The organism is Acuticoccus yangtzensis (assembly GCF_001927245.1).
GTDB classification, from domain to species: Bacteria; Pseudomonadota; Alphaproteobacteria; order Rhizobiales; family Amorphaceae; genus Acuticoccus; species Acuticoccus yangtzensis.
The window spans coordinates 488,753-513,712 of the sequence record NZ_MJUX01000001.1 but is presented as its reverse complement, the minus strand read 5'-3'; the positions used below and the strand labels follow the sequence as shown (position 1 = coordinate 513,712).

The 24,960-nt window shown below is 68.1% G+C and carries 21 protein-coding genes, 2 tRNA genes and 1 pseudogene; 13 read left to right on the top strand and 11 right to left on the bottom strand.

The window, feature by feature from the left end:
• Positions 1 to 3: 3 nt before the first annotated feature.
• The 5 genes from BIX52_RS02275 to BIX52_RS02255 all read right to left on the bottom strand — a co-directional run bounded on the left by BIX52_RS02275 (position 4) and on the right by BIX52_RS02255 (position 3,546).
• Positions 4 to 294, bottom strand: coding sequence for a circadian clock KaiB family protein (locus tag BIX52_RS02275; protein WP_075219358.1), 291 nt, complete (start codon positions 292 to 294; stop codon positions 4 to 6).
• Positions 278 to 1,123: a response regulator transcription factor gene (locus tag BIX52_RS02270; protein WP_083659951.1), complete on the bottom strand. Its 846-nt coding sequence runs from the start codon at positions 1,121 to 1,123 to the stop codon at positions 278 to 280. The genes BIX52_RS02275 and BIX52_RS02270 overlap by 17 nt, the downstream gene beginning before the upstream one ends.
• Before the next feature lie 450 nt (positions 1,124 to 1,573).
• Positions 1,574 to 2,464: a polyphosphate kinase 2 family protein gene (locus BIX52_RS02265; protein ID WP_075219356.1), complete on the bottom strand. Its 891-nt coding sequence runs from the start codon at positions 2,462 to 2,464 to the stop codon at positions 1,574 to 1,576.
• A gap of 569 nt (positions 2,465 to 3,033) precedes the next feature.
• Positions 3,034 to 3,109 (bottom strand) — tRNA-Ala (locus BIX52_RS02260).
• Between the two features lie 44 nt (positions 3,110 to 3,153).
• Positions 3,154 to 3,546 carry a TIGR02300 family protein gene (locus BIX52_RS02255; RefSeq protein ID WP_075219355.1) on the bottom strand — a complete coding sequence of 131 codons (393 nt, stop codon included), beginning with the start codon at positions 3,544 to 3,546 and terminating at the stop codon, positions 3,154 to 3,156.
• A gap of 174 nt (positions 3,547 to 3,720) precedes the next feature.
• Between BIX52_RS02255 and aroA the strand changes: the two genes are divergently transcribed.
• The 8 genes from aroA to modC all read left to right on the top strand — a co-directional run bounded on the left by aroA (position 3,721) and on the right by modC (position 13,114).
• Positions 3,721 to 5,079, top strand: coding sequence for a 3-phosphoshikimate 1-carboxyvinyltransferase (gene aroA, locus BIX52_RS02250; RefSeq protein ID WP_075219354.1), 1,359 nt, complete (start codon positions 3,721 to 3,723; stop codon positions 5,077 to 5,079).
• Complete coding sequence (gene cmk, locus BIX52_RS02245) at positions 5,076 to 5,714, top strand: (d)CMP kinase (protein ID WP_075219353.1); 639 nt, start codon at positions 5,076 to 5,078, stop codon at positions 5,712 to 5,714. Before aroA ends, cmk begins: the two co-directional genes overlap by 4 nt.
• 195 nt (positions 5,715 to 5,909) lie before the next feature.
• A complete protein-coding gene (rpsA, locus tag BIX52_RS02240) occupies positions 5,910 to 7,628 on the top strand; it encodes a 30S ribosomal protein S1 (RefSeq protein ID WP_075219352.1) in 1,719 nt (572 codons plus the stop codon).
• A 224-nt stretch (positions 7,629 to 7,852) separates the two neighbouring features.
• Complete coding sequence (locus tag BIX52_RS02235) at positions 7,853 to 9,301, top strand: tannase/feruloyl esterase family alpha/beta hydrolase (RefSeq protein ID WP_245803090.1); 1,449 nt, start codon at positions 7,853 to 7,855, stop codon at positions 9,299 to 9,301.
• A 225-nt stretch (positions 9,302 to 9,526) separates the two neighbouring features.
• Complete coding sequence (locus tag BIX52_RS02230) at positions 9,527 to 10,393, top strand: RNA polymerase factor sigma-32 (RefSeq protein ID WP_075219351.1); 867 nt, start codon at positions 9,527 to 9,529, stop codon at positions 10,391 to 10,393.
• Positions 10,394 to 10,556: 163 nt separating this feature from the next.
• Positions 10,557 to 11,321 carry a molybdate ABC transporter substrate-binding protein gene (gene modA, locus BIX52_RS02225; protein ID WP_075219350.1) on the top strand — a complete coding sequence of 255 codons (765 nt, stop codon included), beginning with the start codon at positions 10,557 to 10,559 and terminating at the stop codon, positions 11,319 to 11,321.
• Between the two features lie 27 nt (positions 11,322 to 11,348).
• Positions 11,349 to 12,032 carry a molybdate ABC transporter permease subunit gene (modB, locus tag BIX52_RS02220; protein WP_075219349.1) on the top strand — a complete coding sequence of 228 codons (684 nt, stop codon included), beginning with the start codon at positions 11,349 to 11,351 and terminating at the stop codon, positions 12,030 to 12,032.
• The gene (gene modC, locus BIX52_RS02215) at positions 12,029 to 13,114 is read left to right on the top strand and encodes a molybdenum ABC transporter ATP-binding protein (protein WP_075220112.1); all 1,086 of its coding nucleotides are present in this window, start codon (positions 12,029 to 12,031) and stop codon (positions 13,112 to 13,114) included. The genes modB and modC overlap by 4 nt, the downstream gene beginning before the upstream one ends.
• Before the next feature lie 43 nt (positions 13,115 to 13,157).
• Here the strand turns inward: modC and BIX52_RS02210 are convergent, their stop codons facing one another.
• From BIX52_RS02210 to BIX52_RS23585, 4 genes and pseudogenes are all read right to left on the bottom strand, one after another.
• Positions 13,158 to 13,634 carry a hypothetical protein gene (locus BIX52_RS02210; RefSeq protein WP_075219348.1) on the bottom strand — a complete coding sequence of 159 codons (477 nt, stop codon included), beginning with the start codon at positions 13,632 to 13,634 and terminating at the stop codon, positions 13,158 to 13,160.
• 100 nt (positions 13,635 to 13,734) lie between these two features.
• Positions 13,735 to 16,668 carry a DNA polymerase I gene (gene polA / locus BIX52_RS02205; protein ID WP_075219347.1) on the bottom strand — a complete coding sequence of 978 codons (2,934 nt, stop codon included), beginning with the start codon at positions 16,666 to 16,668 and terminating at the stop codon, positions 13,735 to 13,737.
• 131 nt (positions 16,669 to 16,799) lie between these two features.
• A pseudogene (locus tag BIX52_RS23590) lies at positions 16,800 to 17,324 on the bottom strand (RES family NAD+ phosphorylase).
• A gap of 195 nt (positions 17,325 to 17,519) precedes the next feature.
• Positions 17,520 to 17,930, bottom strand: a complete 411-nt coding sequence (locus BIX52_RS23585) for an antitoxin Xre-like helix-turn-helix domain-containing protein (RefSeq protein WP_083547758.1) — start codon at positions 17,928 to 17,930, stop codon at positions 17,520 to 17,522.
• Between the two features lie 215 nt (positions 17,931 to 18,145).
• On the opposite strand from BIX52_RS23585, the gene BIX52_RS02190 reads away from it, so the two are divergent.
• Both BIX52_RS02190 and BIX52_RS02185 read left to right on the top strand, forming a co-directional pair.
• Positions 18,146 to 20,638, top strand: a complete 2,493-nt coding sequence (locus tag BIX52_RS02190) for a transglycosylase domain-containing protein (protein WP_083660053.1) — start codon at positions 18,146 to 18,148, stop codon at positions 20,636 to 20,638.
• 64 nt (positions 20,639 to 20,702) lie between these two features.
• Complete coding sequence (locus BIX52_RS02185; protein ID WP_075220110.1) at positions 20,703 to 21,176, top strand: GNAT family acetyltransferase; 474 nt, start codon at positions 20,703 to 20,705, stop codon at positions 21,174 to 21,176.
• 63 nt (positions 21,177 to 21,239) lie between these two features.
• Here the strand turns inward: BIX52_RS02185 and BIX52_RS02180 are convergent, their stop codons facing one another.
• Positions 21,240 to 22,037 carry an inositol monophosphatase family protein gene (locus BIX52_RS02180; protein WP_075219345.1) on the bottom strand — a complete coding sequence of 266 codons (798 nt, stop codon included), beginning with the start codon at positions 22,035 to 22,037 and terminating at the stop codon, positions 21,240 to 21,242.
• A gap of 363 nt (positions 22,038 to 22,400) precedes the next feature.
• Positions 22,401 to 23,300, bottom strand: coding sequence for an N-formylglutamate amidohydrolase (locus BIX52_RS02175; protein ID WP_075219344.1), 900 nt, complete (start codon positions 23,298 to 23,300; stop codon positions 22,401 to 22,403).
• A 218-nt stretch (positions 23,301 to 23,518) separates the two neighbouring features.
• Between BIX52_RS02175 and cpdR the strand changes: the two genes are divergently transcribed.
• From cpdR to BIX52_RS02160, 3 genes are all read left to right on the top strand, one after another.
• A complete protein-coding gene (cpdR, locus tag BIX52_RS02170) occupies positions 23,519 to 23,881 on the top strand; it encodes a cell cycle two-component system response regulator CpdR (protein WP_075219343.1) in 363 nt (120 codons plus the stop codon).
• Positions 23,882 to 23,942: 61 nt separating this feature from the next.
• A tRNA-Val gene (locus tag BIX52_RS02165) sits at positions 23,943 to 24,017 on the top strand.
• A gap of 151 nt (positions 24,018 to 24,168) precedes the next feature.
• Entirely contained in the window at positions 24,169 to 24,759 is a 591-nt protein-coding gene (locus tag BIX52_RS02160; RefSeq protein WP_075219342.1) for a transglycosylase SLT domain-containing protein, read from the top strand.
• Positions 24,760 to 24,960 lie beyond the last annotated feature (201 nt).

Below are 24,960 nucleotides of genomic sequence, written 5' to 3'. Positions count from 1 at the left end.
ACGTCAAATGCGGGTTTCTTGCTGGAGGCGGTCGATCTCGAGGGCGAGGACAACGGCGCGATGATTCGTGAACTCGCCCATAATCTTCTTTTTCGGGGCAGGATGCTCGCGGACAAGTGTTGGAGTTGCCATGATTTTGTCACGCTCCGCCCGTTCCGGGTCCTTTTGCACGTCAATACATTCGAGCTGGTAACCCTCGGGCAACTCTGTATCGACGATGAGGCGAACGTTGCGAATGGCGGCGAGAGAGCGCGCCGTCTCGCCGCTGATGTAAAGGCTAAGTCGGAACTGCACGCGATGACTCCGTCACTTTACCCGCCACGTCGGTCCGGTAGAGTTCGAGGACCGCGCCCATCATTTCGAGCGCGAAAAGACGCCCTTCGACAACGATTTCAGCCTGATGAGCCAGCGGGAGTTCGCTGGTCACGATGTCGAGCGCCTTCGTGTGAAGGATGATCAGGTCCCGGGTGGACGAGGTTGCGGAAAACAGACGCTGGGCGATGTCGGCCATTCCTTCCCGCGGCTTGGGCAGGCCGTCGCGGGCGGCGGCGGTATAGGCGATGAGCGTCTCGTAATAGCGCATCACCACCTGGTGGAAGCCGCCGGGGTCACGGGCCTGGAGGCTGCTGAGGCGCGGCTGGCCTGTCGCGACGGGGCTCGAGGTCATCGCGGTGTAGCTGTTGCGCGCTTCCGCCAGGGTCCGCAATTCCTCTTCGCGCCGCCGCAGGATGGCGTAGCCGAAGGCCCGCGCCAGGGACCGCGGCTCCATCTCCGCCTTGCGCAGATAGTCGTCGGCGCCCGACTGCAGGCACTCGATCGCCAAATCTTCCTCGTTGTGGCCGGTGAGGACCAGAACCGGGGCGCGCGACAAGTCGCAGAGCGCGCGCACGCCGGACGGGCCGTGCGAATCGGGAAGCGACAGGTCGAGGCCGATCGCGTCGAACCGCGAGTGGCGCGCGGTCTCGAGTGCTTCGGTCAAAGTGGCGACGCGCACGACGCGAAATCGCGCATCGCCGCTGCCTTCCAGATAGTCGGCGATGAGCTTGGCATCGCCGTCCGCATCCTCGACCAGGAGCACGTCGAAAGTCTGTGTCCGAGCGGGTGCTCCGGGCTTGCGCGCCATCGTTCTGCCTTATCCAAGTTCCGGCGAAGCGTGGGTCCGCGCCGTTCTGCGAGGTGCAGCGAAACATTTCACATCCGCATCCCTCACTCAACCTGTACGTCCATCTGTCCCAACCCGAACGTGAGGGCGGAAGGTCGCGTGGTGGCTCATTTCTGGCACAAGGCCAGGCCACTTCTGGGGTTCCTGAATTGTTGCTGAGACAAAATACGGGAGATCGTCCCGTGATTTAGGCTCGGCTGAGAGAGGATGATATCCTTAGCGCCGCGTGTCGGCCGGCCGCACTTGCGTCCGCGAAGGCCGGCGTGTCCGCCGCGCGCCGACACCGCCGCTGCCGAACGGGCGACGCGCCGCCGGGACCGGCCGCAAAAAGCGCCCTCCGACGCACGATCACGCTGCGGCGGATCGCGGGCAGCCACTCCCTTCGCCGAGGTGCCGCGGGGAGGACGGGCGTCAGGTGAGCCCGAGCTCCTGCTCAAGCGCGGCGCGGGCGGTCTTCATGCGTTCCAGATCCTCAGGCGGCAGGCTCGGAAAGCGCGGGTCGAGCGCCTCAAGCGATTTCGTGACGACGCTCGAGATCACCAGCCGGGCATACCACTTGTCGTTCGCGGGGACGACATACCAGGGTGCCGCGGGGCGGGCGGTCGCCTGGATCGCCTCGTCATAGGCGAGCTGATAATCGGCCCAGTGCTCGCGCTCGGCCATGTCGGCGACGGAGAATTTCCAATTCTTCTGGGGATCGTCGATGCGGGCCAGAATGCGCCGCGCCTGCTCGTCCTTGGAGATGTGGAGGAAGAACTTCAGCACCAGGGTGCCGTTGCCCGTCAGATGGCGCTCGAACCGGCGGATGCTCTTGTAGCGCTCGGCCCACAGGTCCGGATGATAGTCGATCCGTTCCGCCTCCAGAAGGTTCGGATGCACGCGCACCGCCAGCACCTCCTCATAATGGGAACGGTTGTGGATGCCGATCAGCCCGCGCGGTGGAAGCGCCACCTGGTGGCGCCACAAAAAGTCGTGGTCGAGTTCGATGTGGCTCGGCGCTTTGAAGGACCGCACTTGGAAGCCCTGCGGGTTGAGGCCGGACATGACGTGTTCGATCGCGCTGTCCTTTCCCGCCGTGTCCATTGCCTGCAGGATGATGAGAACCGCGTGGCGGCGGGCCGCGAACAGCCGCTCCTGAAGGTCGCGCAGGATCCTGACATTCGCCTCGAGCTGGCTCTTGGCCTCGCCCTTGGCGATGTCGATCCCGTCCGTGTCGAACGGATCCACCGCCGCCAGGCGGAACGTCTTGCCGTCGGTGATGCGGTGCCGGTCGGCAAGATAGGCGAGGTCTCTTTCAGTCATCGGCCGCGTGTTCCTGTCGCCCGCGGCGCAGGGGCCTCGGGGCGCGTTCGTCTCTGCGATCGGGCGACCCGCGGGCGCCCTCGCGCCATCCGACGGCTTATCGCCCCGCCATGCAAGGCCCGCACCCGGCCCCGGCGTTCCGGAAAGCGCGATGGCGCCTTGGTCCGACCTTGCGCCCGCGTCCCGAAGGGCGCGTCGATGAGCAGCGTAACGACGTCAACGTCCCATCGACCCGCGCGGGCGTCGGCCCGAACATGCGCCAATCAGCCCGCGCGCGGAGGAGGCGCCGTAAAGGGCGGTGGTGCCGCCGGGTGAAGGAGAATGGCGCTTCCACGCGCCGTGGCACGATCGTCCCGCCGCGATGTCATCCGCGACGCGCTGGCGCGACGGGTCATGCCAGACCGGGACCGGCGTAGATCAACTGCGACGGTGCGAGTCTGAGCGGGCGTTCAGCGAAGGACGAGATTGCCAGACGCAAGTCGGAACGGTGACTTCGGGACTGCGTCACAGGCGAGGGTCGCAGGCGGGACCCGATGCATTCCAAACTGTCAGAAGGCTGACCGTTGGGGTGGTGGAGCCAAGGGGAGTCGAACCCCTGACCTCTTGAATGCCATTCAAGCGCTCTCCCAACTGAGCTATGGCCCCCCGTCGGTGGAGGCGGATGTAACCGGGTCCGCCCCCCCTGTCAACTAGTGTTCGTCGTCTTCGTCACCGGAGCCGCGAACCACATCCGACACCTCGTCGTCGTCCTCGTCGTCGACCAGGACATCGTCGTCGGTGTCGACCGTGACGTCGTCGTCGTCATCGTCGACATCGATCTGTGCGTCAACCGCGTCGTCGTCATCGTCCGAGGTATCCTCCTCGGCGTCTTCCAGGGCGACCAGCTCGACGCCCTCGTCCTCCTCGTTCTCGGTCTCCTCGTCCGTATCGTTGTCAGGACGGGCGGTGGCCCGCGTCACCACCGCATTCGGGGCGAAGAGGGAATGACATTTGGGGCACGTGATGGGCTCGCGGTTGAGGTCGTAGTACTTGGCCCCGCAATTGGGACACAGCCGCTTTGTGCCGAGTTCGGGTTTTGCCAAGGACAAGCTCCGTTCGCGTCGTCAGATTTCTAGATCGTCGTATGAGGCGTGGCCCCATGGCATACCTCACGCGGCTCTGTAAAGCGCGTATATGTTCTGACGATCGCAGCCGGCGAGGGTGGATCGCGGCGCCGGGACTGCCTAAGAGGGCGTCGAGGACGGAGCGAGCACCCTATGAGCGGCACACACGGCGGAGCGGGCACGGCGCAAAATCGCGCAGCCAGCGCGCACCAGAGCGGACCTTTGCGCGGCGAGGTCCGCGTCCCCGGCGACAAGTCGATTTCCCACCGCGCGCTGATGCTGGGGACGCTCGCCCTCGGCCGCACCCGCGTCACCGGCCTTCTCACCGCCGAAGACGTTCTCGCCACCGCGGGCGCCATGCGGGCCCTCGGCGCCACGATCACCATCGACGGCACGGCGGCGACCGTCGACGGTGCGGGCCTCGGCGCCCTCGCCGAGCCCGAAAGCGTGATCGATTTCGGCAACGCCGGCACCGGGATCCGCCTCACCATGGGCATCGTCGCCGGCCATCCGATCGCCGCCACCTTCGTCGGCGACGCCTCCCTGTCGCGTCGCCCCATGGGCCGGGTCGCGGGTCCCCTCAGGCTGATGGGGGCCGAGGTGGTGGCCCGCTCCGGCGACCGGCTGCCGCTCACGATTCGCGGCCCCGAAAGCCTCGCCCCGATGGACTACCGCCTGCCGGTCGCCTCGGCGCAGGTGAAGTCGGCGGTGCTCTTCGCCGGCCTCAACGCGCCGGGCGAGACCACGGTGATCGAACCCGTCCCCACCCGCGACCACACCGAGCGCATGCTCACCGCCTTCGGGGCCGAGGTCCGCCGCGAGCCGTCGCCGGACGGCCTCAGGATCACCGTCGCCGGGCGCCGGCCGCTGAAAGCGTGCGACGTCACCGTTCCGGCCGACCCCTCGTCCGCCGCCTTCGCCATCGTGGCGGGGCTCATCGTTCCGGGATCCGAGCTCGTGGTGAAGGACGTGATGCTCAACCCGTCCCGCACCGGCCTGATGACGACGCTCATCGAGATGGGTGGTGAACTTCAGACGGTGAACGAGCGCGACGCGGGCGGCGAGACGATCGCCGACATCCGCGTCACCGCGAGCCGCCTCAAGGGCGTCGACGTTCCGGCCGAGCGCGCCCCGTCGATGATCGACGAATATCCCGTCCTCGCCGTCGCCGCCGCGTTCGCCGAGGGGACCACCCGCATGACCGGGCTCGACGAGCTGCGCGTGAAGGAAAGCGACCGCCTCGCCGCCGTCGCCGCGGGCCTCGACGCCAACGGCGTGCCGCACGAGACCGGCCCCGACTGGCTCACCGTCACCGGCCGCGCCGCCAAGATCGGCGGCGGCACCGTCGTCACCCACCTCGACCACCGCATCGCGATGAGCTTCCTCGTCATGGGTCTCGCCGCCGACGCGCCCGTCACCGTGGACGACGCTTCGGTGATGGAAACGAGCTTCCCCGGCTTCGTCGACCTCTTCCGCCGCCTCGGCGGGACGATCGAGGCGGTGGCGCCATGATCATCGCCGTCGACGGTCCGGCCGCGTCCGGCAAGGGCACCCTGGCGCGCCGTCTCGCCGCCACCTACGGCCTCGCCTATCTCGACACCGGCCGCACCTACCGGGCCGTCGCGCTCGCCATGCAGCGCAGCGGCGCCGCCTTCGACGACGAGGAGGCCGCCGTCGCCGCCGCCGCCGCGCTCGACTTCGCCTTGATCGACGATCCCGCCATCACCAGCGCCGAAGCGGGGGAGGGCGCTTCGCAGATCGCCGTGATGCCGCGCCTGCGCGCCTCGCTGGTGGAACGCCAGCGCGCCTTCGCCGAGGAGGCCCGCGCGGCCGGCCGCGGCGCCGTGCTCGACGGGCGCGACGTCGGCACCGTCATCCTGCCCGGCGCGGACGTGAAGCTCTTCGTCACCGCCGACGTGGCCGAGCGCGCCCGCCGCCGCGCCCTGGAACTCCACGGCGAGGCGGAGGGACCGCATTTCGAGGCGCTGCTCGCCAATCTCAAGCGCCGCGATGCGCGCGACACCGGCCGCGCCGCCAGTCCGCTCGCCCAGGCGGCCGACGCCTACCTCCTCGACACGACGCATATGGACGCGGAGGCGGCATTTTCCGCAGCCGTCAGGGTTGTGGAACGCGCGGCCGTCGCGTAAATGCAACCGGATGCGAAGACGGCATCCGCCGACTTCGCTTTTTGCGCTTGAATGGCCTTGCTCCTCATTCGTGGTCTCGGCCGAAGCGCATCCGAAAACAGCGCCCCCGCTCACGGACTGCGGCGACCACCGCCCGGCGGGTGCTCCATCAACACCAACCACGCCGCCGCGCCGTGAGGCGCACCCGGAGATTGAATGAGCTTATCAACCCCCACCCGCGACGATTTCGCAGCTCTCCTCGAAGCGTCGCTCAACCAGACGGAGATGGCCGAAGGCTCCGTCGTCAAAGGCACCGTCGTCGGTTTCGAGAAGGACCTCGTCGTCATCGACGTGGGCCTGAAGGTCGAAGGCCGCGTCCCCGCCAAGGAATTCGGCGCCCGCAACGACGAAGCCGAAGTGTCCATCGGCGACATCGTCGAGGTCTACCTTGAGCGCGTCGAAAATGCGCTCGGTGAGGCCGTGCTGTCGCGCGAGAAGGCACGCCGCGAGGAATCCTGGGTGCGCCTGGAGGCCGCGTTCGAAAAGAACGAGAAGGTCACCGGCAAGATCTTCAATCAGGTCAAGGGCGGCTTCACCGTCGACCTCGACGGGGCCGTGGCCTTCCTGCCGCGCTCCCAGGTGGACATCCGCCCGGTGCGCGACGTCACCCCGCTGATGAACACCCCGCAGCCGTTCCAGATCCTCAAGATGGACAAGCGCCGCGGCAACATCGTCGTGTCCCGCCGCGTCGTCCTCGAAGAGACCCGCGCCGAGCAGCGTCACGAGATCGTCCAGTCCCTCGAGGAAGGTCAGATCATCGAAGGCGTGGTCAAGAACATCACCGATTATGGTGCGTTCGTCGACCTCGGCGGCATCGACGGCCTGCTGCACGTCACCGACATGGCCTGGCGCCGCGTCAATCACCCCACCGAGATCCTGTCCATCGGTCAGTCGGTCAAGGTGCAGGTGATCCGCGTCAACCAGGAAACCCACCGCATCTCGCTCGGCATGAAGCAGCTTCAGGCCGATCCGTGGGAAGGCATCGAGGCGAAGTACCCGATCGACGCCCGCTTCACCGGCCGCGTCACGAATATCACGGACTATGGTGCGTTCGTGGAGCTGGAGCCCGGCATCGAAGGCCTGATCCACGTCTCCGAGATGTCGTGGACCAAGAAAAACGTCCATCCGGGCAAGATCGTCGCCACCTCCCAGGAAGTGACGGTCATGATCCTCGAGGTCGACGCCGCGAAGCGCCGCATCTCGCTCGGCCTCAAGCAGGTCATGGACAATCCGTGGGAAGCCTTCCTCGATGCCAACCCCGTCGGCTCGACCGTCGAGGGCGAGGTCAAGAACAAGACCGAGTTCGGTCTGTTCATCGGCCTTGAGAACGACATCGACGGCATGGTCCACCTCTCCGATCTCGACTGGAACCGTCCGGGCGAAGAGGTCATGGAAGAGTACAACAAGGGTGACGTCGTGAAGGCGGTCGTCCTTGAAGTGGACGCCGACAAGGAGCGCATCTCGCTCGGCATCAAGCAGCTCGGCTCCGATCCGTTCACCGAGGCCGCCGAGGGCGGTGCCGGCGGCGAGGCCGTGAAGCGCGGCGCCATCGTCACCTGCGAAGTGCTGGAAGTGAAGGACGCGGGCCTGGAAGTGAAGATCGTGGGCACCGAGCTCGCCACCTTCCTCCGCCGCTCCGAGCTGGCGCGCGACCGCAACGACCAGCAGCCGACCCGCTTCTCCGTGGGCCAGCAGTTCGACGCCCGCGTCACGCAGTTCGACCGCAAGGCGCGCCGCGTGCAGGTCTCCATCAAGGCGCTCGAAATCGCCGAGGAGAAGGAGGCCGTCGAGCAGTATGGTTCGACCGACTCCGGCGCCTCGCTGGGCGACATCCTGGGCGCCGCTCTGCGCGCCCGCAACACCGAGAACAACTAAGAGGCCACGCCTCTTGGTGACGGAAAAGGCGGGCCTCGGCCCGCCTTTTTTCGTTTGGGGCGCTGTGCCGGGCGGACCGATCCCACTCCGAGCCGGGCTTGCGACCGTCTCAACAGCTATCCCACATCATCTCGCCGCGGCCGGACGCAGCCCGCAATTCGACCATTGGCGGCAGCGCACGCGGTGGTAGAGTTCCCCTCAATAAGATCAAAATATTGGGGGGAATGATGAACCTGACTGAGAATCGCCGTCAAACCGCAGTCAACGCCGCAGCGGCAACCGCGGCCCTCGCCGCCGCGCTCGCCCTCGCGGGGCCGGCGGCCGCGCAAGCGCCCGTGAAGGACGCCGCCGCCTGCGCCGCACTCGCCGGTACCGCCATCGACCATGCCGCCGTCACCCTCGCCGAAGTCGGCGAAGGGGAGGGGCTGCCCGCGTTCTGCAAGGTGCAGGTCAAGGCCGAAGCGGACATCGGAATCGAAGTCCGCCTGCCGCTGGAGGGCTGGAACGGCAAGCTCTACCAAGCCGGTTGCGGCGGCTTCTGCGGCGTCCTCGGCCGCGCCGATTCCGGCCCCGGCGTCGTCAACGCCATGCGCCCCGGCCTCGAAAAGCACTACGCGACCGCAACGTCCGACAGCGGCCACACCGGGGAAAGCGTCGTCGACGCCACCTTCGCCCACGACAATCCGGACGGCGAGCGCGACTGGGGCTGGCGCTCCATCGGCGAAACCAACCGCATCGCCGGCGCGCTGATCGAGGCGTTCTACGGTGAAGCCCCCGCCAGAGCCTACTTCCAGGGCTGTTCCACCGGTGGCCGCATGGCCAACCGCGCCGCGCTCACCTACCCGGAGATGTTCGACGGCATCATCTCCGGCGCCCCGGCGCTCGACTATCCGGGCCTCGTCGCCACCGCCTTCTCCTTCTTCGTCAACGCCAACCTGGACGCATCGGGCGCGCCCATCCTCACCGCGGACGACTATGCCCTGATCGGTGCCGCGGTCATGGAATCGTGCGACGCAAAGGACGGCACGGCGGACGGCGTCATCGCCGACCCGCGCCAGTGCAAGGCCGACCTGTCCGCGCTCGCTTGCACCGCCGGCAGCACCGAAGGCTGCCTGACCGATGCGAAGATGGACGTCCTCGCCGCCTGGCGCGAGGGACCGCGCAACGCCGCCGGCGACCCGCTCTATCCGGGCGGGATTCCGGAAGGGTCAGAGGCCTATTGGGCCAAGTGGATGCCCGCCATGGGCGCATTCGCCACCAACTTCGGCCGCTACATGGCCTTCCCGAACGATCCCGGCCCGGACTGGACGACCACGGATTTCGATTTCGAGACCGACCCCGCCGAGGTCGCCAAGATGAACGAGGTCTACAACGCCGACGATCCGGACCTCTCCGCCTTCATCGCCGCCGGCGGCAAGATGATCGTCTATCACGGGTGGGCGGACCCGCTGGTGACGCCCTACAAGACGGTCGAATGGTACGAGGCGGCCAAGGCGGCCAACGGCGGCGAGGCCTTCGCCGACACCGCGCGCCTCTTCATGATCCCCGGCATGGATCATTGCGGCATCTACTCCGACGCCGCCGGCATCGGCCAGTCACGGCTCGACCTCATCACGCCGATAGAGGCCTGGGTGGAGGAGGGCACCGCGCCCGAATCGATCCTCAAGCCTTGACGATGCACCCGCTCTGGCCATGTGAGTGGTTCGGAGCGGGGCACACCTTTTCGGCGCGCGCTGCCTATGGTTCCAGCGCGCGCTGCCTACGAGCATGGCGAAGTGCGCACGATTTAAACTGAAACAACTTTATCGTCCGGAATCTGAAATTCTCGGGAACGATTGGTACGGCACGCGACTTTCCCAAACGCCACGATACGATCGAGCTGGGGAAGGTGCCTCTCAATGACCTCCGAAAATGGTTCACCGCGTCACTTCGTCAAGGCTGCGATGAGCGCCCCCTACCTTGAACGCGACGAAGAACACGACCTCGCTCTCAAGTGGCGCGACGAGAGGGATGAGCGGGCGCTCAGCAAACTGACCGCCGCTCATATGCGCCTCGTCATTTCCATTGCCTCCCGCTTCCGCCATTTCGGCCTGCCGATGGGCGATCTCATCCAAGAAGGTCACGTCGGATTGCTCGAAGCCGCCGCCCGGTTCGAGCCGGAACGCAACGTTCGCTTCTCGACCTACGCGACCTGGTGGATCCGCGCTTCGATCCAGGACTACATCCTGCGCAATTGGTCGATCGTGCGGGGCGGAACGTCGTCCACCCAGAAGGCGCTCTTCTTCAATCTGCGGCGCCTGCGCGCGAAGATGGCGCGCAACGGGACCGGCGCGCCTGACGCTGCGATGTACGAGGAAATCGCCGCGGCCGTCGGCGTGTCCAAGGCCGATGTGGAGCTGATGAACTCGCGCCTCTCCGCGCCCGACGCCTCGCTCAATGCGCCGGTGATCGAAAGCGATTCCACGGCCGCGGACCGCCAGGATTTCATCCCCTGCAGCGCGCCGCTGCAGGATCAGACCGTGTCCGACCACATCGACACGGACCGACGTGTCCGCTGGCTCGAAAGCGCGCTGCATGAGCTGAACGAGCGCGAATTGCGCATCGTGCGCGAGCGGCGCCTGTCCGAAGAGGGTGCTACGCTGGAGTCGCTGGGCGAAAAGCTCGGCATCTCCAAGGAGCGCGTGCGGCAGATCGAGAATAGGGCGCTGCAGAAGCTCCGCTCGGCTCTCCTGCGCGAGCATGAACCCGCGGTCTTCCTCGGCTGATCCTCACGCCGCTTCATTGCGGGCATCGCTCGCGCGCACCCGCCCGCTCTCCCGCCGCGCCGTCCCCACGGCGCGGCATTTTCGTTCCCCTTCAAGATTCCGGCAGTCGCGAAATTGGTTTAAGCCCTTCGTGCCAACAGGGACGGCACTGCCGGGTCGTATCGTGAAAACCTTCCGCCGCGCGCTCACCGCGACGTTCCTCCTCCTCACCGCCGGCACCGCCAGCGCGCAGGACGTGACCATTTTCGCAGCCGCCAGCCTGCGCGAGGCGGTGGACGCGATCGTCCGGCAGATCGAGACCGCCGAGGGGATTGACGTCGCCGTCTCCTACGCGGGGAGTTCCCTCCTCGCGCGCCAGATCGAGTCCGGTGCACCGGCCGACATCTTCATCTCCGCCAACGTGGAGTGGATGGAGCGTCTTTCGCAGACTGGCGCCGTGGTCCTGAACACCCGCGCCGATCTTCTCGCCAACTCGCTCGTGCTGGTCGAGAACGGTGAGGCGCCCGGCGACGATGCGGACCTGTCGGCTGAACGTCTTCGCGCCCTCGTCGGCGGCGAGCGGATCGCCATGGCGCTGGTCGACGCCGTTCCCGCCGGCATCTACGGCGCGCAGGCCATGCGCAGCCTCGGCGTGTGGGACGAGCTCGCGCCGCAGGTCGCCCAGTCCGACAATGTGCGCACCGCGCTCGCCCTCGTCGCCCGCGGCGAGACGCGCTTCGGCATCGTCTACAAGACCGACGCCGCGGTCGCGGAGGTGCATATCGTCGGCACCTTCCCGGCGCAGAGTCACACGCCGATCATCTACCCCATCGCCATCGTGGACGGTGCCGACCGGGCCGAGACCCGCGCCGTCTACGATTATCTGCGCAGCGACGCGGCGTGGCCGGTGTTTCAGGCGGCCGGTTTCCGCCACGCGCCCCAGCCGTGACCTCCGCGTGATGGAAGCCCGCACCTGATGGAACCCAGCGTCTGGCCGGTCGTCACCCTGTCACTCAAGGTGGCGCTGACGGCGACGGTGGCGGCGCTGCCGCTGGCGCTCGCCGTGGCGGTGCTCCTGTCGCGCAGCCGCCTGCCGGGCCTGTGGGTCGTCAATGTCATCGTCCATCTGCCGCTCATCCTTCCGCCTGTGGTGACGGGTTATCTGCTTCTGGTCCTGTTCGGGCGCCGCGGGGCCGTCGGCGCCTGGCTCGCCGACATCGGCATCGTCTTCGCCTTCAACTGGACCGGCGCGGCGCTGGCGGCGGGGGTGATGTCGTTCCCGCTGATGGTGCGGGCGATCCGTCTCGCGGTGGACGCTGTGGATCCGCGCGTCGAGGCCGCGTCGCGCAATCTCGGTGCCGGGCCCGTCGCAACCTTCGTGTGCGTGACGCTGCCGTTGATCGCGCCCGGCATCCTCGCCGGGATCATCATCGCCTTTGCCAAGGCGCTGGGCGAATTCGGCGCGACGATCACCTTCGTCTCCAACATTCCTGACGTGACGCGGACCTTGCCGCTCGCCATCTATACCGAGCTTCAGGTGCCGGGCGGGGAGGCGGGGGCGGCCGTTCTCGTCGGCATTTCCGTCGCCATCTCCGTCGTTGCCCTCGTCGGGTCCGAGGTGCTGGCCGGCCGCGCCGCGCGGTGGGTGCGCGGCGCATGACGCTGTCCGTCCGCCTGAGCCGCGCGGCCGGCTTTCCGATCGACGTCGCCTTCGAAGCGGACGGCGGCGTGACCGCACTGTTCGGCCGCTCGGGGGCGGGCAAGTCCACCCTCATCGCCATGCTGGCCGGGCTGGAACGTGCGGATTGCGGACACGTCAGCGTCGGCGGGCGGGTGCTTTATGACAGCGCCAAGGGGATCGACGTCGCCCCGCACGCACGCCGCACGCCGGTGGTCTTTCAGGACGGGCGGCTCTTTCCGCATCTGTCCGTGGCGGGCAACCTCGCCTTCGCGCAGCGCTTCGGCGGCGGCAAGCCTGCTGCGCTGGGGCCGATCGTGGACCTTCTGGGCATCGGCCATCTGATGCGCCGGCGGCCGGGCGGCCTCTCGGGCGGCGAGAAGCAGCGCGTCGCGATCGCCCGTGCGCTCGCCTCCTCGCCGGACCTCTTGATGCTGGACGAGCCTCTCGCCGCGCTGGACGAGGCGCGCAAGGCGGAGATCCTGCCTTATCTGGAACGTCTGCGGACCGAGGCGGGCTTGCCGATGATCTACGTCAGCCACGCCGTCAGCGAGGTTGCCCGGCTCGCCGACCGGGTGGTGATGCTTCAGGGGGGGCGCAGCGTCGCCGCCGGCCCGGTGACCGAAGTGTTCGCCGATGCGGCCACCGCCGCGATCATGGGGCCGCGCGATGCGGGCGCCATCCTGGAGGGGACGATCGCGCTGCACCGGCCGGACGATGGGTTGACGGAGGTGGCGCTGTCGTCCACCCGCCTCAGTCTGCCGCTGGTCGATGCGCCCGTCGGCACGCGCGTGCGCATGCGGCTGAGGGCGACCGACATCATCGTCGCCGTCGGCGCGACGGAGGGGTTGTCCACCCACAACGTCATGCCCGCGACCGTGGCCTTCGTGCGCGAGGGAGAGGGGCCCGGCGCGCTCGTCGGCCTCGAATGCGGTGCGGACCGGCTGATCGCCAGGCTCACCCAAAGGTCGGTCCGCACGCTCGGCCTTGCCCCCGGCGTTGCCTGTGCGGCGGTGCTGAAGGCCATCGCCGTCCCGCCCGAGGACGTGACGGTGCTGAGCTGAGCGGCGTCAGGCGCGGAGCGGCGAGAGGTGCCCATGCCGCCTCTCAATAGCCGCTCGGCCGCTCCCTGAACCGCGGCTCGCGTCGCGCGGGTACGTAGAAGTCGTCCATCGCGTCGTCGTCCTCATCGTCATAACGGGGCAGGTGGCGCGGCTGGCGTGGGCCGGTCCGCCCTGCAGCCGCGAGCTTGGGGCCCGACCCGACCTGATTGACCACGTTGACGTTGATGCTCGGCGCATCGTGCCGGAACTGCAGCTTGCCGCGCGTCACCACCACGAGGATGCCGAGGATCGCGGAGCCGACGGCCCACATCACCATGAGCGAGCCGAGGGCGAGCGACCCGCCGATGGCCGCTCCCGCCCGCTCGGCATCGGTCACGGCATTGCTCGCGACCTCGTCCACGCTGCCGATCATCGCGAGGAACATCGCAAACATCACGAGATTGAAAAGAATGAACAGCCACTTGAAGATCTGGCCGAAAAAGCCGCGCTTCCGCGTCACCTCGAAGGATCCGCCCGACATTGAAATGCCCCATCTGCATCCGCGATGGGTGATACTTTAAGTTGCGGCCTGGCCTGTCAATCGAGGTAAAGTGCCGGCGGAGCGGGGCGAATGGCGCACCTTAGTGCGCCTCGGCCCAGCTCGCTCCGGCACGCGCGTCGACGTCGAGCGGAACGGCGAGCTTCACCGCAGGCTCGGCCGCGCCCTTCATCACCGTGGAGATCACCGCGATCGCCCGGTCCGCCTCGTCCACCGGCGCCTCGAACAACAGTTCGTCGTGCACCTGCAGCATCATACGGGTGGCAAGGCCCGCCTCGGCCAGCGCCGGCTCGATCCGCACCATCGCCCGGCGGATGATGTCGGCCGCGGACCCCTGGATCGGCGCGTTGATCGCCGCCCGCTCGTAGAAGGCGCGCAGCGACGGGTTGGAGGTGTCGATCTCCGGATAATGCGCCCGCCGGCCGAACAATGTTTCCACGTAGCCGAGCTCGCGCACGGTCTTCTTCGTCGCCTCCATGTAGTCGCGGATGCCGGGGAAGCGCTCGAAATATTTCTTGATATAGGCCGACGCCTCGCCGTTCGGGATGCCGAGCTGGTTGGCGAGACCGAAGGCGGAAATGCCGTAGATGATGCCGAAATTGATCGCCTTCGCGCGGCGGCGCACCATCGGGTCCATGCCCTCCACCGGCACGCCGAACATCTCCGACGCGGTGATCGCGTGGATGTCCTGCCCCTCCGCGAAGGCCTCGCGAAGCTGCGGGATGTCGGCCATGTGAGCCAGAACCCGCAGCTCGATCTGGCCGTAGTCGGCGGCGATCAAGGTCGTCCCCGGCGCGGCGACGAAGGCGGTGCGGATCTTGCGCCCCTCCTCGGTGCGGATGGGAATATTCTGCACGTTCGGATCGGTCGAGGAGAGCCGTCCCGTGGTGGTCGACGCCATCATGAAGGTGGTGTGGACACGCCCCGTCTCCGGGTTGATCTCGTTCGGCAGCGCATCAGTATAGGTCGATTTCAGCTTGGAAATCTGCCGCCATTCCAAAAGCTTCACGGGCAACTCGTGCCCCGCCGCGGCAAGATCTTCCAGCACCTGCGCCCCCGTCGACCAGGCGCCGGTCTTGGTCTTCTTGCCCCCCGGCAGGCCCAGCTTGTCGAACAATATTTCCGAAAGCTGCTTGGTGGAGCCGATGTTGAACTTCTCGCCCGCCGCCGCGTAGATCTCCTCCTCGATCCGCGCCAAGGTCTGGCTGAAATCGCCCGACATGCGCGACAGGATGTTGCGGTCGACGAGGACTCCCGTCTCCTCCATGCGCGCCAGCACCGGCACCAGCGGCCGCTCCAGCGTCTCGTAAACCCGGCTCACCCGCTGGGCGATCACCCGTTGGCGTAGCACCGGCCATAGCCGCAGCGCGATGTCGGCCTCCTCGGCGCCGTGGCGCGTGGCGGCGTCCAGCGGCACCTCGGCGAAGCTGATCTTCTTCTGCCCGGTCCCCATCACGTCACGGTCGTCGATCGGCGTGTGGGCGAGATAGCGCTTGGCGAGGCCGGGATAATCATGCAGCCCGTTGCCGGAATCGGCGGTGTAGGAGAGGAGCCCCACATCGTCGAGCGGCGTCACCTCCAGCCCCGCCCGGCGCAGCGCCAGATAGTCCCGCTTCATCGCCGTCGACACCTTGGCGATGCTGCGGTCGGCGAGCGGCCCCGCCAGAAGCGGCAGCGCATCCTCCAGCGCCATCCCCTGCGGCTCGTGCATCAGGTCCACCGCCTGCTGGCCGATCGCCACGTAACACGCCTTGTTCGGCCCCACCGCGATCGCGATCCCGGCGAGGGGCGAGCGCATCACCGGCCCGCTCGCCAGCCGCACCGCGATGCCCATGACGCCCGTCGCCCGCGCCGCCTCCATCCACTCGGCGAGCCGATCCGCCGTCGTCACCGCCTCGTAGGCGTCGAGGTCGACGGCGGCGCCCATCAGGCCGCGCTCCATCTGCAGCGCGAGGTCGGACGGCGTCAGCGTCGCGGTGATCTCCTCGGCGGTCTCCTCGGGCGCCGCCTCCGCCGGGCCGATGTTGAGGTAGCGCGCGTCCGCCTCGACCTTGGCGTGGTCGATGCCGAAATCCTCGGCCGCGCGGCGGGTGAGGGTGCCGAAATCCATCGCCTTGAAGAAGGCGACCAGCGGCTGCGGCGGCACCGGCTTCAAGGTCAGCGCGCCCAGCTCCTGCTCCAGCTCGACATGGTCGTCCAGCTTCACGAGCTGGCGCGACAGACGGGCCTGGTCGGCGAATTCGATGAGGTTTTCCCGCCGCTTGGGCTGCTTGATCGTTTCCGCCTGCGCCAGCAGTGTGTCGAGGTCGCCGAACTCGGCGATGAGCTGGGCGGCGGTCTTCTTGCCGATGCCGGGGACGCCCGGAACGTTGTCCGTCGCATCGCCGATCAGCGCCTGAACGTCGACCACCTTGTCGGGCGTGACGCCGAAATAGTCGACCACCTCGTCCACACTGATGCGCCGCTCCTCGCGCACGCCCATCTTGGAGCCGCCGCGCCGCCCCTCGCCGGACGCGGGGTCGTACATCGACACCCGCTCGTTGACGAGCTGCATCAGGTCCTTGTCGGCGGAGACGATGAGAACGTCCGCCCCCGCTTCCGCGGCCTGGCGCGCATAGGTGGCGATGATGTCGTCCGCCTCGAACCCGGCCTTCTCGATCGGCGTGAGGCCGAACGCCTCCACCGCGGCGCGCATCAGCGGAAATTGCGGGATCAGATCGTCCGGCGGGGCGGAGCGGTTGGCCTTGTACTCCGGGTACATCTCCTTGCGGAAGGAATCCTCCGACTTGTCGAAGATGATCGCGAGGTGGGACGGCATGATGTCCGCCGCGCCGTCTTTGATGAACTGGTAGAGCTTGTTGCAGAACAGGCGGACGGCCCCGGTGGGCAGCCCGTCCGCCCGGTAATTATACTTGCGGTCCTGGTTCATGGACTGGAAGTAGGCGCGGAAGACGAACGAGGAGCCGTCCACCAGGAAGACGGTGTCGCCGGGGCCGGGGGGTGTCAGGTCGCTCATCGTGGTCCTCCGCACGGCGCGCGGAGGGCGCGCCATCCCGGCTCGGGCCGGGCTGGCGGACATTGGGGCGGCCGCCCCGCCGGATCAAGTCGCCCCGCCGCCGCGCCGCCGATTGCCCCCGCCCGGCACCATTACTGGATGTACGGTTCCCGCCGCCCGGCCCACACGAAGGCGAAGGTCCGCCCCTGGCGCACATTCTGCACCAGCGCCGGGCGGAAGGCGGCGAGGCAGTAGCCCCCGTCATGCCGCACGGATGGGTAGAGAACGCCGTTGCCGCCGGCAGAGCGGATCGTCGCCGCCAGCGCCTGGCCCGCCGAGTAGCCTTGCGCAGGGTCCGCGTTCAGTCACGGCGCGCCGCGGTCGGCGGTGAGGTCGTGGAAGGTGGCGGTGAAGCCGGCCACCAGCTCGCGATAGGCGGTGCGGTTCTCGTACACCCCCACCGCGTCCAGCTCCCGCGTCAGGTGGAAGACGATCTCGCGCTGGGCGGTGACCGCAGCGTCAGGCCCCCAACAGGCGTACCATGCGCCGCGCGTCTCGTCGTTGAAGCGGTTGCCGCCGGTGCGCGTGTAGCAGAATGCGGCGTTGACGTAGCTCCAGCCGTAGCCCGCCGCCTGGGTCAAAAGCTCGTCGTCGGCGACGCCCGCGGGCCGCGCCATCGGCGCCCGGCGGGAGGAGGTGAGCCCTTCCAGCGCCTCGAGGATCGCCCGTTCGGCATCGCTGTCGGCGAGAGGGGCCAGCGCCGGCTCGGTCAGATAGGCGGTGTTGATGAGGCGGACCGTCGCCGGGTCGGTGAAGGTGCGCGTCGGAATCCGGAACGTGTCGGTCACCACAGGCGCGTCACTTCACGTCCCTCACAGGCCGCCGCGCAGGGCGTCGATATGCTGGCGCACGCGCATCATCGCCGGGATGCCGCCGTCGATCATCACATCCACCGGGCGGCGGCCGGCGAAGAAGGCGCCGCTGTTGGCCGCCGTGGGCCAGGCTGTGGACAAGGGGCCGTCGAACAGCAGCCTCAACCCCTTGAAGAGGCCGACGATGAGGCTCGCCCGCGTCGTCTTGTCCTGGTCCAGCTTGCCGCGAAAATCCCCCGCCTTCATGCGGTTCCAGGTGGCCAGAGGCACGTCGAACAGGCGTGCGGCCTCGGCATTTGTCAGCCCCCAGGCCGCCGCACACCGCACCACCGCCTTGCAGACGGCGAGGGTGACCGCCTTATCGTCCGCTCCCGCGGGCGGGGCGGCCAGAGTGTCCGTCATCAGAGCCATATTCGCCTCCTATGGCATCTTCATGTGTATCATATGATACGCAAGGTCAAGGTCTTCCGGCCTTCCTCGATGCGCGGAACACCAGGCTCGGTTCGCCGCGCCGCAGATTTCCTGACAAATGCAGCGACTTGATTCCGCCGCGCTGATTCGTGAAGGGTGCGATTATCTTTTTCGGCGATCCTGTCGCCGGTCGTCAGCAGTATGAGTTCGCCGCCATGAAAGATGCCAAGCCGCGCGCCAGCCGCGTGACGGAGGGCCGCAGCGCACAGAAGTCGCGCGTGACCCCCCGTTTCGACGAAGAGACCAGCGCGCGGCCGGCCCGCGCGGCCCCCACCGCGCGCCCGCCCGCCGCGGACGCCGACGCTCCGGCCCCGCGCCGCGGCGCCCCGTCCGCACCGCGCCCCAAGGCGCAGCGGCCCCATGACGACCTCTTTGCCGAGGACGAGGCGCCGCGCGCGCCGCGTCCATCTGCAAAGACGTCTCAACCTAAATCGTCTCAGTCAAAGGCCTCACAGCCCAAGGCCTCCAGCGCGGCCGCACCCTCGAAGGCCGCCCGCCCGGCCGCACCGCGCCGCGCGGCCCCCTCGCATCCCGACGACGTCGGCCCGGAGGACTTCGAGATCGCCCCCGCCAAGTCCTCCCGTCGCAGCGCCGCCAAACCGGCGGCGAAGAGCAGCAAGGCCGACACCTCCCGCCGCCGCACCAAAGGCGGCAACGGGCGTCGTCCGCGCCGCCGCTTCAGCCTGCTGCGCTTCGCCTTCCGCATGACCTTCACGCTCGCCATGCTGGGCGTGATCGGCGTCGGCGCCATCATCGCCTACTACGCCGCCACCCTGCCGCCGATGGCCGAGTGGGCGGTCCCCGAGCGCCCGCCCAACGTCGCCATCCTGTCGGAAAACGGCGAGCTGATCGCCAACCGCGGCGACACCGGCGGCCGCGCCATCGAGATCGAGAACCTGCCGCCCTACGTGCCGCAGGCCGTCGTCGCCATCGAGGACCGGCGCTATTATAGCCACCCCGGCATCGACCCGATCGGCCTCGCCCGCGCCATGGTGACCAACCTGCGCTCCGGGCGCCTGTCCCAGGGCGGCTCGACGCTGAGCCAGCAGCTCGCCAAAAACATGTTCCTGACCCCCTCGCGCACCATCGAGCGCAAGATCCAGGAAATGCTCTTCGCCATCTGGCTGGAGATGAAATATTCCAAGGACGAGATCCTTGAGATGTACCTCAACCGCGTCTACCTCGGCGCCGGCGCCACCGGCATCGACGGCGCGGCCCGCCGCTATTTCGACAAGCCGGCCGAGGAGCTGACGCTGTCGGAGGCCGCGCTCATCGCCGGTCTCCTGAAGGCGCCGACCTACTACGCCCCCACCACCGACCTCGAACGCTCGCGCACCCGCGGCAACCTCGTGCTCGATGCGATGCACGACGTCGGCTATATCAGCGATGTCGAATATGCTTATGCGCGGGAGCATCCGGCCTCGCTCGCCGCGCCGAAGGTGGCGACATCCGGCGGCTACGTGGCCGACTGGGTGGCCGAGGTTCTGCCAGGCTTCGCCGGCACGCTCGACACCGACATCATCGTCGAGACCACGGTGAACCTGGAGCTGCAGGAGCTCGCCCAAAGCGCGCTGCAGGACCTTCTGGAAGAGAAGGGCGCCGACAAGGGCGTCAGCCAAGGCGCCGTCGTGGTGCTCGACGGGTCGGGCGCGGTGAAGGCGCTCGTCGGCGGGCGCGACTATGCCGCCAGCCAATATAACCGCGCGGTGTCTGCGCGCCGTCAGCCGGGCTCGTCCTTCAAGCCCTTCGTCTACCTCGCCGCGCTGGAGCACGGCCTCACCCCGCTCTCCATGCGCATCGACCAGCCGACCCGCATCGGCGATTGGGAGCCGGAGAATTATAGCCGCAAATATCTCGGCCCGGTGTCGCTGACGAAGGCGCTCGCGCTGTCGCTCAACACCATCGCCGCGCAGCTCACGGCCGAGGTCGGGCCGAAGACCGTTGCGCGCGTCGCCCACAGGCTCGGCATTCAGTCGCCCATGGCGCCCAACGCCTCCATCGCGCTCGGCACCTCCGAGGTGACGCTGCTGGAGCTCGCCACGGCCTACGTGCCCTTCTCCAACGGCGGCATCGGCGTGGTGCCGCATGTGGTCCGGCGCATCCGCACCGCGGACGGGCAGATGCTCTACGAGCGCCGCGGCGGCGGTCCCGGTCAGGTGATCAGCCTCGACCATGTGGGGCAGATGAACACCATGCTGCACGCCGCGCTGACCTCCGGCACCGCCCACAACGCGCAGATCGACGGTTGGCAGGCCGCGGGCAAGACCGGCACCAGCCAGGCGTGGCGCGATGCCTGGTTCGTCGGCTACACCGCCTTCTTCACCGCCGGCGTGTGGCTCGGCAACGACGACAACTCCTCCACGAACAAGGCCACCGGCGGCTCGCTGCCCGCCGAGTTGTGGAAGACGCTGATGAACAAGGTGCAGGAAGGCATGACGCCGGCCGACCTTCCCGGCATGGAGATCGTGCCGGAGATCATCGAGCCTGCGCCGGACGGCCTCGACGGCCAATATGGCCAGCCCACGGCCTCCGCCCCGCCGCAGATCCAGGAGCAGGACGTCTACGAGCCGAGCGGCTGGATCCGCCCCGGTGCGCAGGCGAGCGGCGGAGAGCGGCGCGGCTTCTTCGGCCGCCTGTTCGGTGGCTGAGGCCGCCGGGCCGGATGAGCCGACGGGCGAGGCGGGTAAGGCGCCTTCGCTCCGCGTCGCACCGATCCGGCCGGAGGAGGCCGCGGACCGCGCCGTCGTCGCCGCCATCGTGGCGCTGTGGGATGCGGCCGGTCTCACGCGGCCCTGGAACGATCCCGTGGCCGACATCGCCCTGGCGTCACGCGGCCCGGACTCCACCATCCTCATCGCCCGCCGGCCCGACGATGCGGCGGACCCCGCTAGCGCACCGGGCGGCGTGGTGCCGGCTGCCACCGCGCACGGCGGGCCGATCCTCGCGACCGCCATGGTGGGGCACGACGGGCATCGCGGCTGGGTCTACTACCTCGCCGTCGCGCCGGACGCGAAGGGGAGGGGCTACGGCCGCGCCATGATGGACGCCGCCGAGGCCTGGCTGCGCGCCCGCGGCGTCCCCAAGGTTCAGCTCATGGTCCGCCGCGACAACGCGGCCGTCCTCGGCTTCTACGATGCGCTCGGATACGGCGTCGACGACGTCGTCGTCCGCTCCAAGCGCTTCTGACCCGACCTGAAGGGGTTTGACCCGCGCGACCACGGACCGAGCCGTGACGCGCCGGGGCCGCGCTCAGGCCGCCAGCGCGTCCAGCACGGGGCCGAGGAGCGAGGGATCACCCACCGCGACCACCTCGCCATTATAGTCGTGCGGCAGCGTCGGCCCGATCGGCCGGCCCGACCAGTCGGTGATCGCCCCGCCCGCCGCCTCGACCAGCGGAACGAAGGGGGCGATGTCGACCGGCTTCAGCCCGCATTCGACCACCACGTCCACCTGGCCGGCCGCCACCATGGCGTAGGCGTAACAATCGGTCCCCCAGCGCACCATGCGCGCCTGGTCCGCCACGCGCTGGAACGCGGCGTAGGCGGCGGGCGCGAAGTGCTGCGGCCCCGTCGCGGCCAGGATCGCCTCGCCGAGGCTCCCGCAGGCGCGCGCGCGGATCGCCCGCCGTTCGCCGCCATGGCTCAGCCACGCCCCGTCCGGCCCGCCGACGAACCGCTCGCCCACATAGGGCTGGCACATCATGCCGAGCTGCGGTCCTTGCGCGTCGGCAAGCGCGATCAGCACGCCCCACGTGGGAAGCCCCGCCATGAAGCCGCGCGTCCCGTCGATCGGGTCGAGCACCCATGTCCGCCCGCTGCGGCCCGCCACCGCCTCATACTCTTCGCCGAAGATGCCATCCTCGGGACAGTCCGACGCCAGAAGCTCGCGCATGGCTTGCTCGGCCGCCTTGTCGGCCACGGTGACCGGATCGAAGCCGCCTTCGTCCTTGTTCTCGACGCCCTGCAACCGTCTGAAATGCGGGAGGATTGCGGCGCTCGCCACATCCGCCAATCGTTCCAGAAGGACCAAATCGCGGTTTTTATTCATCGCATGGGTGCCATGCAATTGCGTAACAATTCCGCCACATAACCTCTCGCTTTGTCATGTCCCGTTCTAACCCGTTGAATTTGTTGGATTGATATTTTGAAACGGCATTTCACACGTGAGGCATGTAATCCGTTTGCCAAATTGGTGAGCAAATTTTGTGGCTGATGAAGGTCTGCGCATCTTGACGATTGTGCGCCGCGAGGGCATTTGTTGCAGCGCGGGACGACGTTGTTGTCCCGCTGCCCTCCTTGGGCGTTTCCTCCCTAGACTTACGGCCGCTCCTCGGAGCGGCCTTTTTTTTGGCCGCACGCCAGAGGGCCTCGCCCTCCGCCTGCGTCCTCCCGCAGGCGGCCCCGCCCCCGCCTATTCGGCGGCCTGCTGCCAATCCACCCCCGCATCGTGCGCCATGAACCAGTCGATCAGTCCCTCTGCGGTGCGCATCAGCGACCGGCGCAAAGTGTCGAAGCCCTGGTGCCGCTCGAACGTCGCCTCGTTCATGTAGAGGCCGCGATTGATCTCGATCTGAATGGCGTGGACGCTGGGAGGGTGGCCGTAGCGCTCGGTGATGTAGCCGCCCGCATATGGACGGTTGCGCCCCACCGTCAGCCCCTCGTTGCGCAGAAGCCGCGCGAACTCCTCCGACAGCATTCCCGAGCAGCTCGTCCCGTAACGGTCGCCGAGCACGATATCGACGCGCCCGTTGTCGCCCGCCTCTGGCCGCACGGCGCCGGACGGCATCGAGTGGCAATCCACCAGCACCGCCGCGCCGAACCCGTCCACCCGCGCCGCCAGCGCCGCCGCCAGCGATCCGTGATAGGGCGCGTAGAACCGGCGGATCCTGTCCTCGGCCTCCGCCGCCGGAAGCCGGCTGGCATAAATGTCCTGCCCCTCGCCGACGATCCGCGCGATCACGCCGAGCCCGCTCGCCACGCGCGGGCTGTCGCGTACCGTCGGCACCGGCACCGGCGCGTCGAACATCGTCGTGTCGATCTCCGCAGCGTCACGGTTGAGGTCGAGGAAGACGCGCGGAAAGCGCGCGCGGATCAACGGCGCACCCAGCGCGGGGACACCGTCGAACAACGCGTCGACGAAGGTATCTTCCGAGCGCCGCAAGGTCAGCCGGTCGAGCCGGGTGCGCGCCAGAAGCGATTTGGGATAGGTCGTGCCGCTGTGAGGGGCGCTGAAGACGAACGGCACCGGGGCAGTCGTCGGCTCGATGAGGTCGAACGTCGTCCCGTCCGCAAAGTCGTCGACAATGTCCATCCACCCCCTCCGGCATCTTTGCAGACCCTCATAGCACGACCCCGCGCCCTGTCCGACCGAATGTGGCCCCGCCCGCGATTCCAAAGTCCCGTCGATTCGCACGGACCCGGTAACGATCCCGTAAGCGAGACGCTTGACCGGCATTTAAATGGCGCGCCCGCACAGTGTGTCCCGTCGAACAAAACAAGGGACGCGGTGCCGACCGGCCGCGGTGAACCATCGTGCGGATTTTGCTGGCTGAAGACGACGAAGATATGCGCCGCTTCCTGGAGCGCGCTCTGGAGCGGGCAGGTTACGACGTCGTCGCCGTCGACGACGGTGAGACCGCCTATGCCCGTTTGCAGGAGGAGCCCTTCTCGCTCCTCCTCACCGATATCGTCATGCCCAACATGAACGGCGTGGAGCTGGCGCGGCGCGCCACCCGCCTCGACCCCGACCTCGCGGTGATGTTCATCACCGGCTTCGCCGCCGTCGCCCTCGACGGTGAGCATCGCACCCCGCGCGGCGCCAAGGTCCTCTCCAAACCCTTCCACCTGCGCGAGCTCGTGCGCGAGGTTGGCCGCATGCTGGAATATGCCTGAGGCGGAAAAAACCTCTTGCAGGCCCTGGGAAGGGTCTGTATAGCCCCCTTCACCGACGGCGGGGCGGTTAGCTCAGCGGGAGAGCACTTCGTTGACATCGAAGGGGTCACTGGTTCAATCCCAGTACCGCCCACCATCTTCGGTCACTCCGGGTCTGTCGGTCTCCACCAGAACAGCATCGTCCGAAGCCGCAGCCGAGGCGGCATTCTGATTTTTCGCCCAGTCGATGTAATTGCGCGCATCACCGCAAATCGGCCTTTACGGCCCGCGCGCTAGCATCCCGTCCCATGGGACACCGCCGTACCGCCATCCTGCTCGCGATCGTGCTTCTGGGCCTCGCCGGCTGCGCCAGCCGGCCGCCCCAGTCGATCAACGACGTGTGCGCCGTCTTCGGCCAGCGGTCCGGCTTCTTCAACGACTGGTACAGCGAAGCCAAGCGCGCCGAACGCCGCCACGGCATACCCGTCCACGTCCTCATGGCCACCATGCGCGTCGAATCCGGCTTCGACGGGGATGCCCGGCCGCCGCGCTCCAAAATCCTCGGGATCATCCCCTGGAAGCGCCCGTCCTCCGCGTTCGGTTACAGCCAGGCCCTCAACGGCACCTGGGACCAGTACCGCAAGGAAACCGGACGCAGCCTCGCGCGCCGCACCGACTTCGGCGACAGCGTCGACTTCATCGGCTGGTACTACGCCAAGACGGTGAACCGCTACGGCGTCCCCCGCGACGACGCCTACTCGCTCTATCTCAGCTATCATTCCGGCTGGTCGGGCTATGCGCGCGGCACCTGGCGCCGCTCCGCCGTCGCCCAGAAGGGCGCCACCCGCACCGCCAACATGGCAAGCTCCTACGCCTTCCAACTGCGCAACTGCCGCTGACGGGGAGGGGGGCGCCGCGCGCTTCGGGAACGCCTCAGCCTCCGGCGGGCTCGGGCCTCACCAGCGATCAGGGGCCGCCTGATCACTAGATCCAGCCGTCACGCTGCACCGCGTGGCAGAGACGGCGGCACACGCGCAAGGACAAGCGGCTGAAGCCGGCCTGCGGCTCCTTGCGCGCGTACCACCGCCTCCGCCAAGGGA

Coding starts and splice junctions, on each gene's coding strand:
- modC (WP_075220112.1), top strand. CDS start 12,029: ATGACGCTGTCCGTCCGCCTGAGCCGCGCGGCCGGCTTTCCGATCGAC.
- rpsA (WP_075219352.1), top strand. CDS start 5,910: ATGAGCTTATCAACCCCCACCCGCGACGATTTCGCAGCTCTCCTCGAA.
- BIX52_RS02180 (WP_075219345.1), bottom strand. CDS start 22,037: ATGAATAAAAACCGCGATTTGGTCCTTCTGGAACGATTGGCGGATGTG.
- BIX52_RS02160 (WP_075219342.1), top strand. CDS start 24,169: ATGGGACACCGCCGTACCGCCATCCTGCTCGCGATCGTGCTTCTGGGC.
- BIX52_RS23585 (WP_083547758.1), bottom strand. CDS start 17,930: ATGGCTCTGATGACGGACACTCTGGCCGCCCCGCCCGCGGGAGCGGAC.
- BIX52_RS02230 (WP_075219351.1), top strand. CDS start 9,527: ATGACCTCCGAAAATGGTTCACCGCGTCACTTCGTCAAGGCTGCGATG.
- BIX52_RS02175 (WP_075219344.1), bottom strand. CDS start 23,300: ATGGACATTGTCGACGACTTTGCGGACGGGACGACGTTCGACCTCATC.
- modB (WP_075219349.1), top strand. CDS start 11,349: ATGGAACCCAGCGTCTGGCCGGTCGTCACCCTGTCACTCAAGGTGGCG.
- aroA (WP_075219354.1), top strand. CDS start 3,721: ATGAGCGGCACACACGGCGGAGCGGGCACGGCGCAAAATCGCGCAGCC.
- cmk (WP_075219353.1), top strand. CDS start 5,076: ATGATCATCGCCGTCGACGGTCCGGCCGCGTCCGGCAAGGGCACCCTG.
- BIX52_RS02270 (WP_083659951.1), bottom strand. CDS start 1,123: ATGGCGCGCAAGCCCGGAGCACCCGCTCGGACACAGACTTTCGACGTG.
- BIX52_RS02190 (WP_083660053.1), top strand. CDS start 18,146: ATGAAAGATGCCAAGCCGCGCGCCAGCCGCGTGACGGAGGGCCGCAGC.
- polA (WP_075219347.1), bottom strand. CDS start 16,668: ATGAGCGACCTGACACCCCCCGGCCCCGGCGACACCGTCTTCCTGGTG.
- BIX52_RS02210 (WP_075219348.1), bottom strand. CDS start 13,634: ATGTCGGGCGGATCCTTCGAGGTGACGCGGAAGCGCGGCTTTTTCGGC.
- BIX52_RS02235 (WP_245803090.1), top strand. CDS start 7,853: ATGATGAACCTGACTGAGAATCGCCGTCAAACCGCAGTCAACGCCGCA.
- BIX52_RS02265 (WP_075219356.1), bottom strand. CDS start 2,464: ATGACTGAAAGAGACCTCGCCTATCTTGCCGACCGGCACCGCATCACC.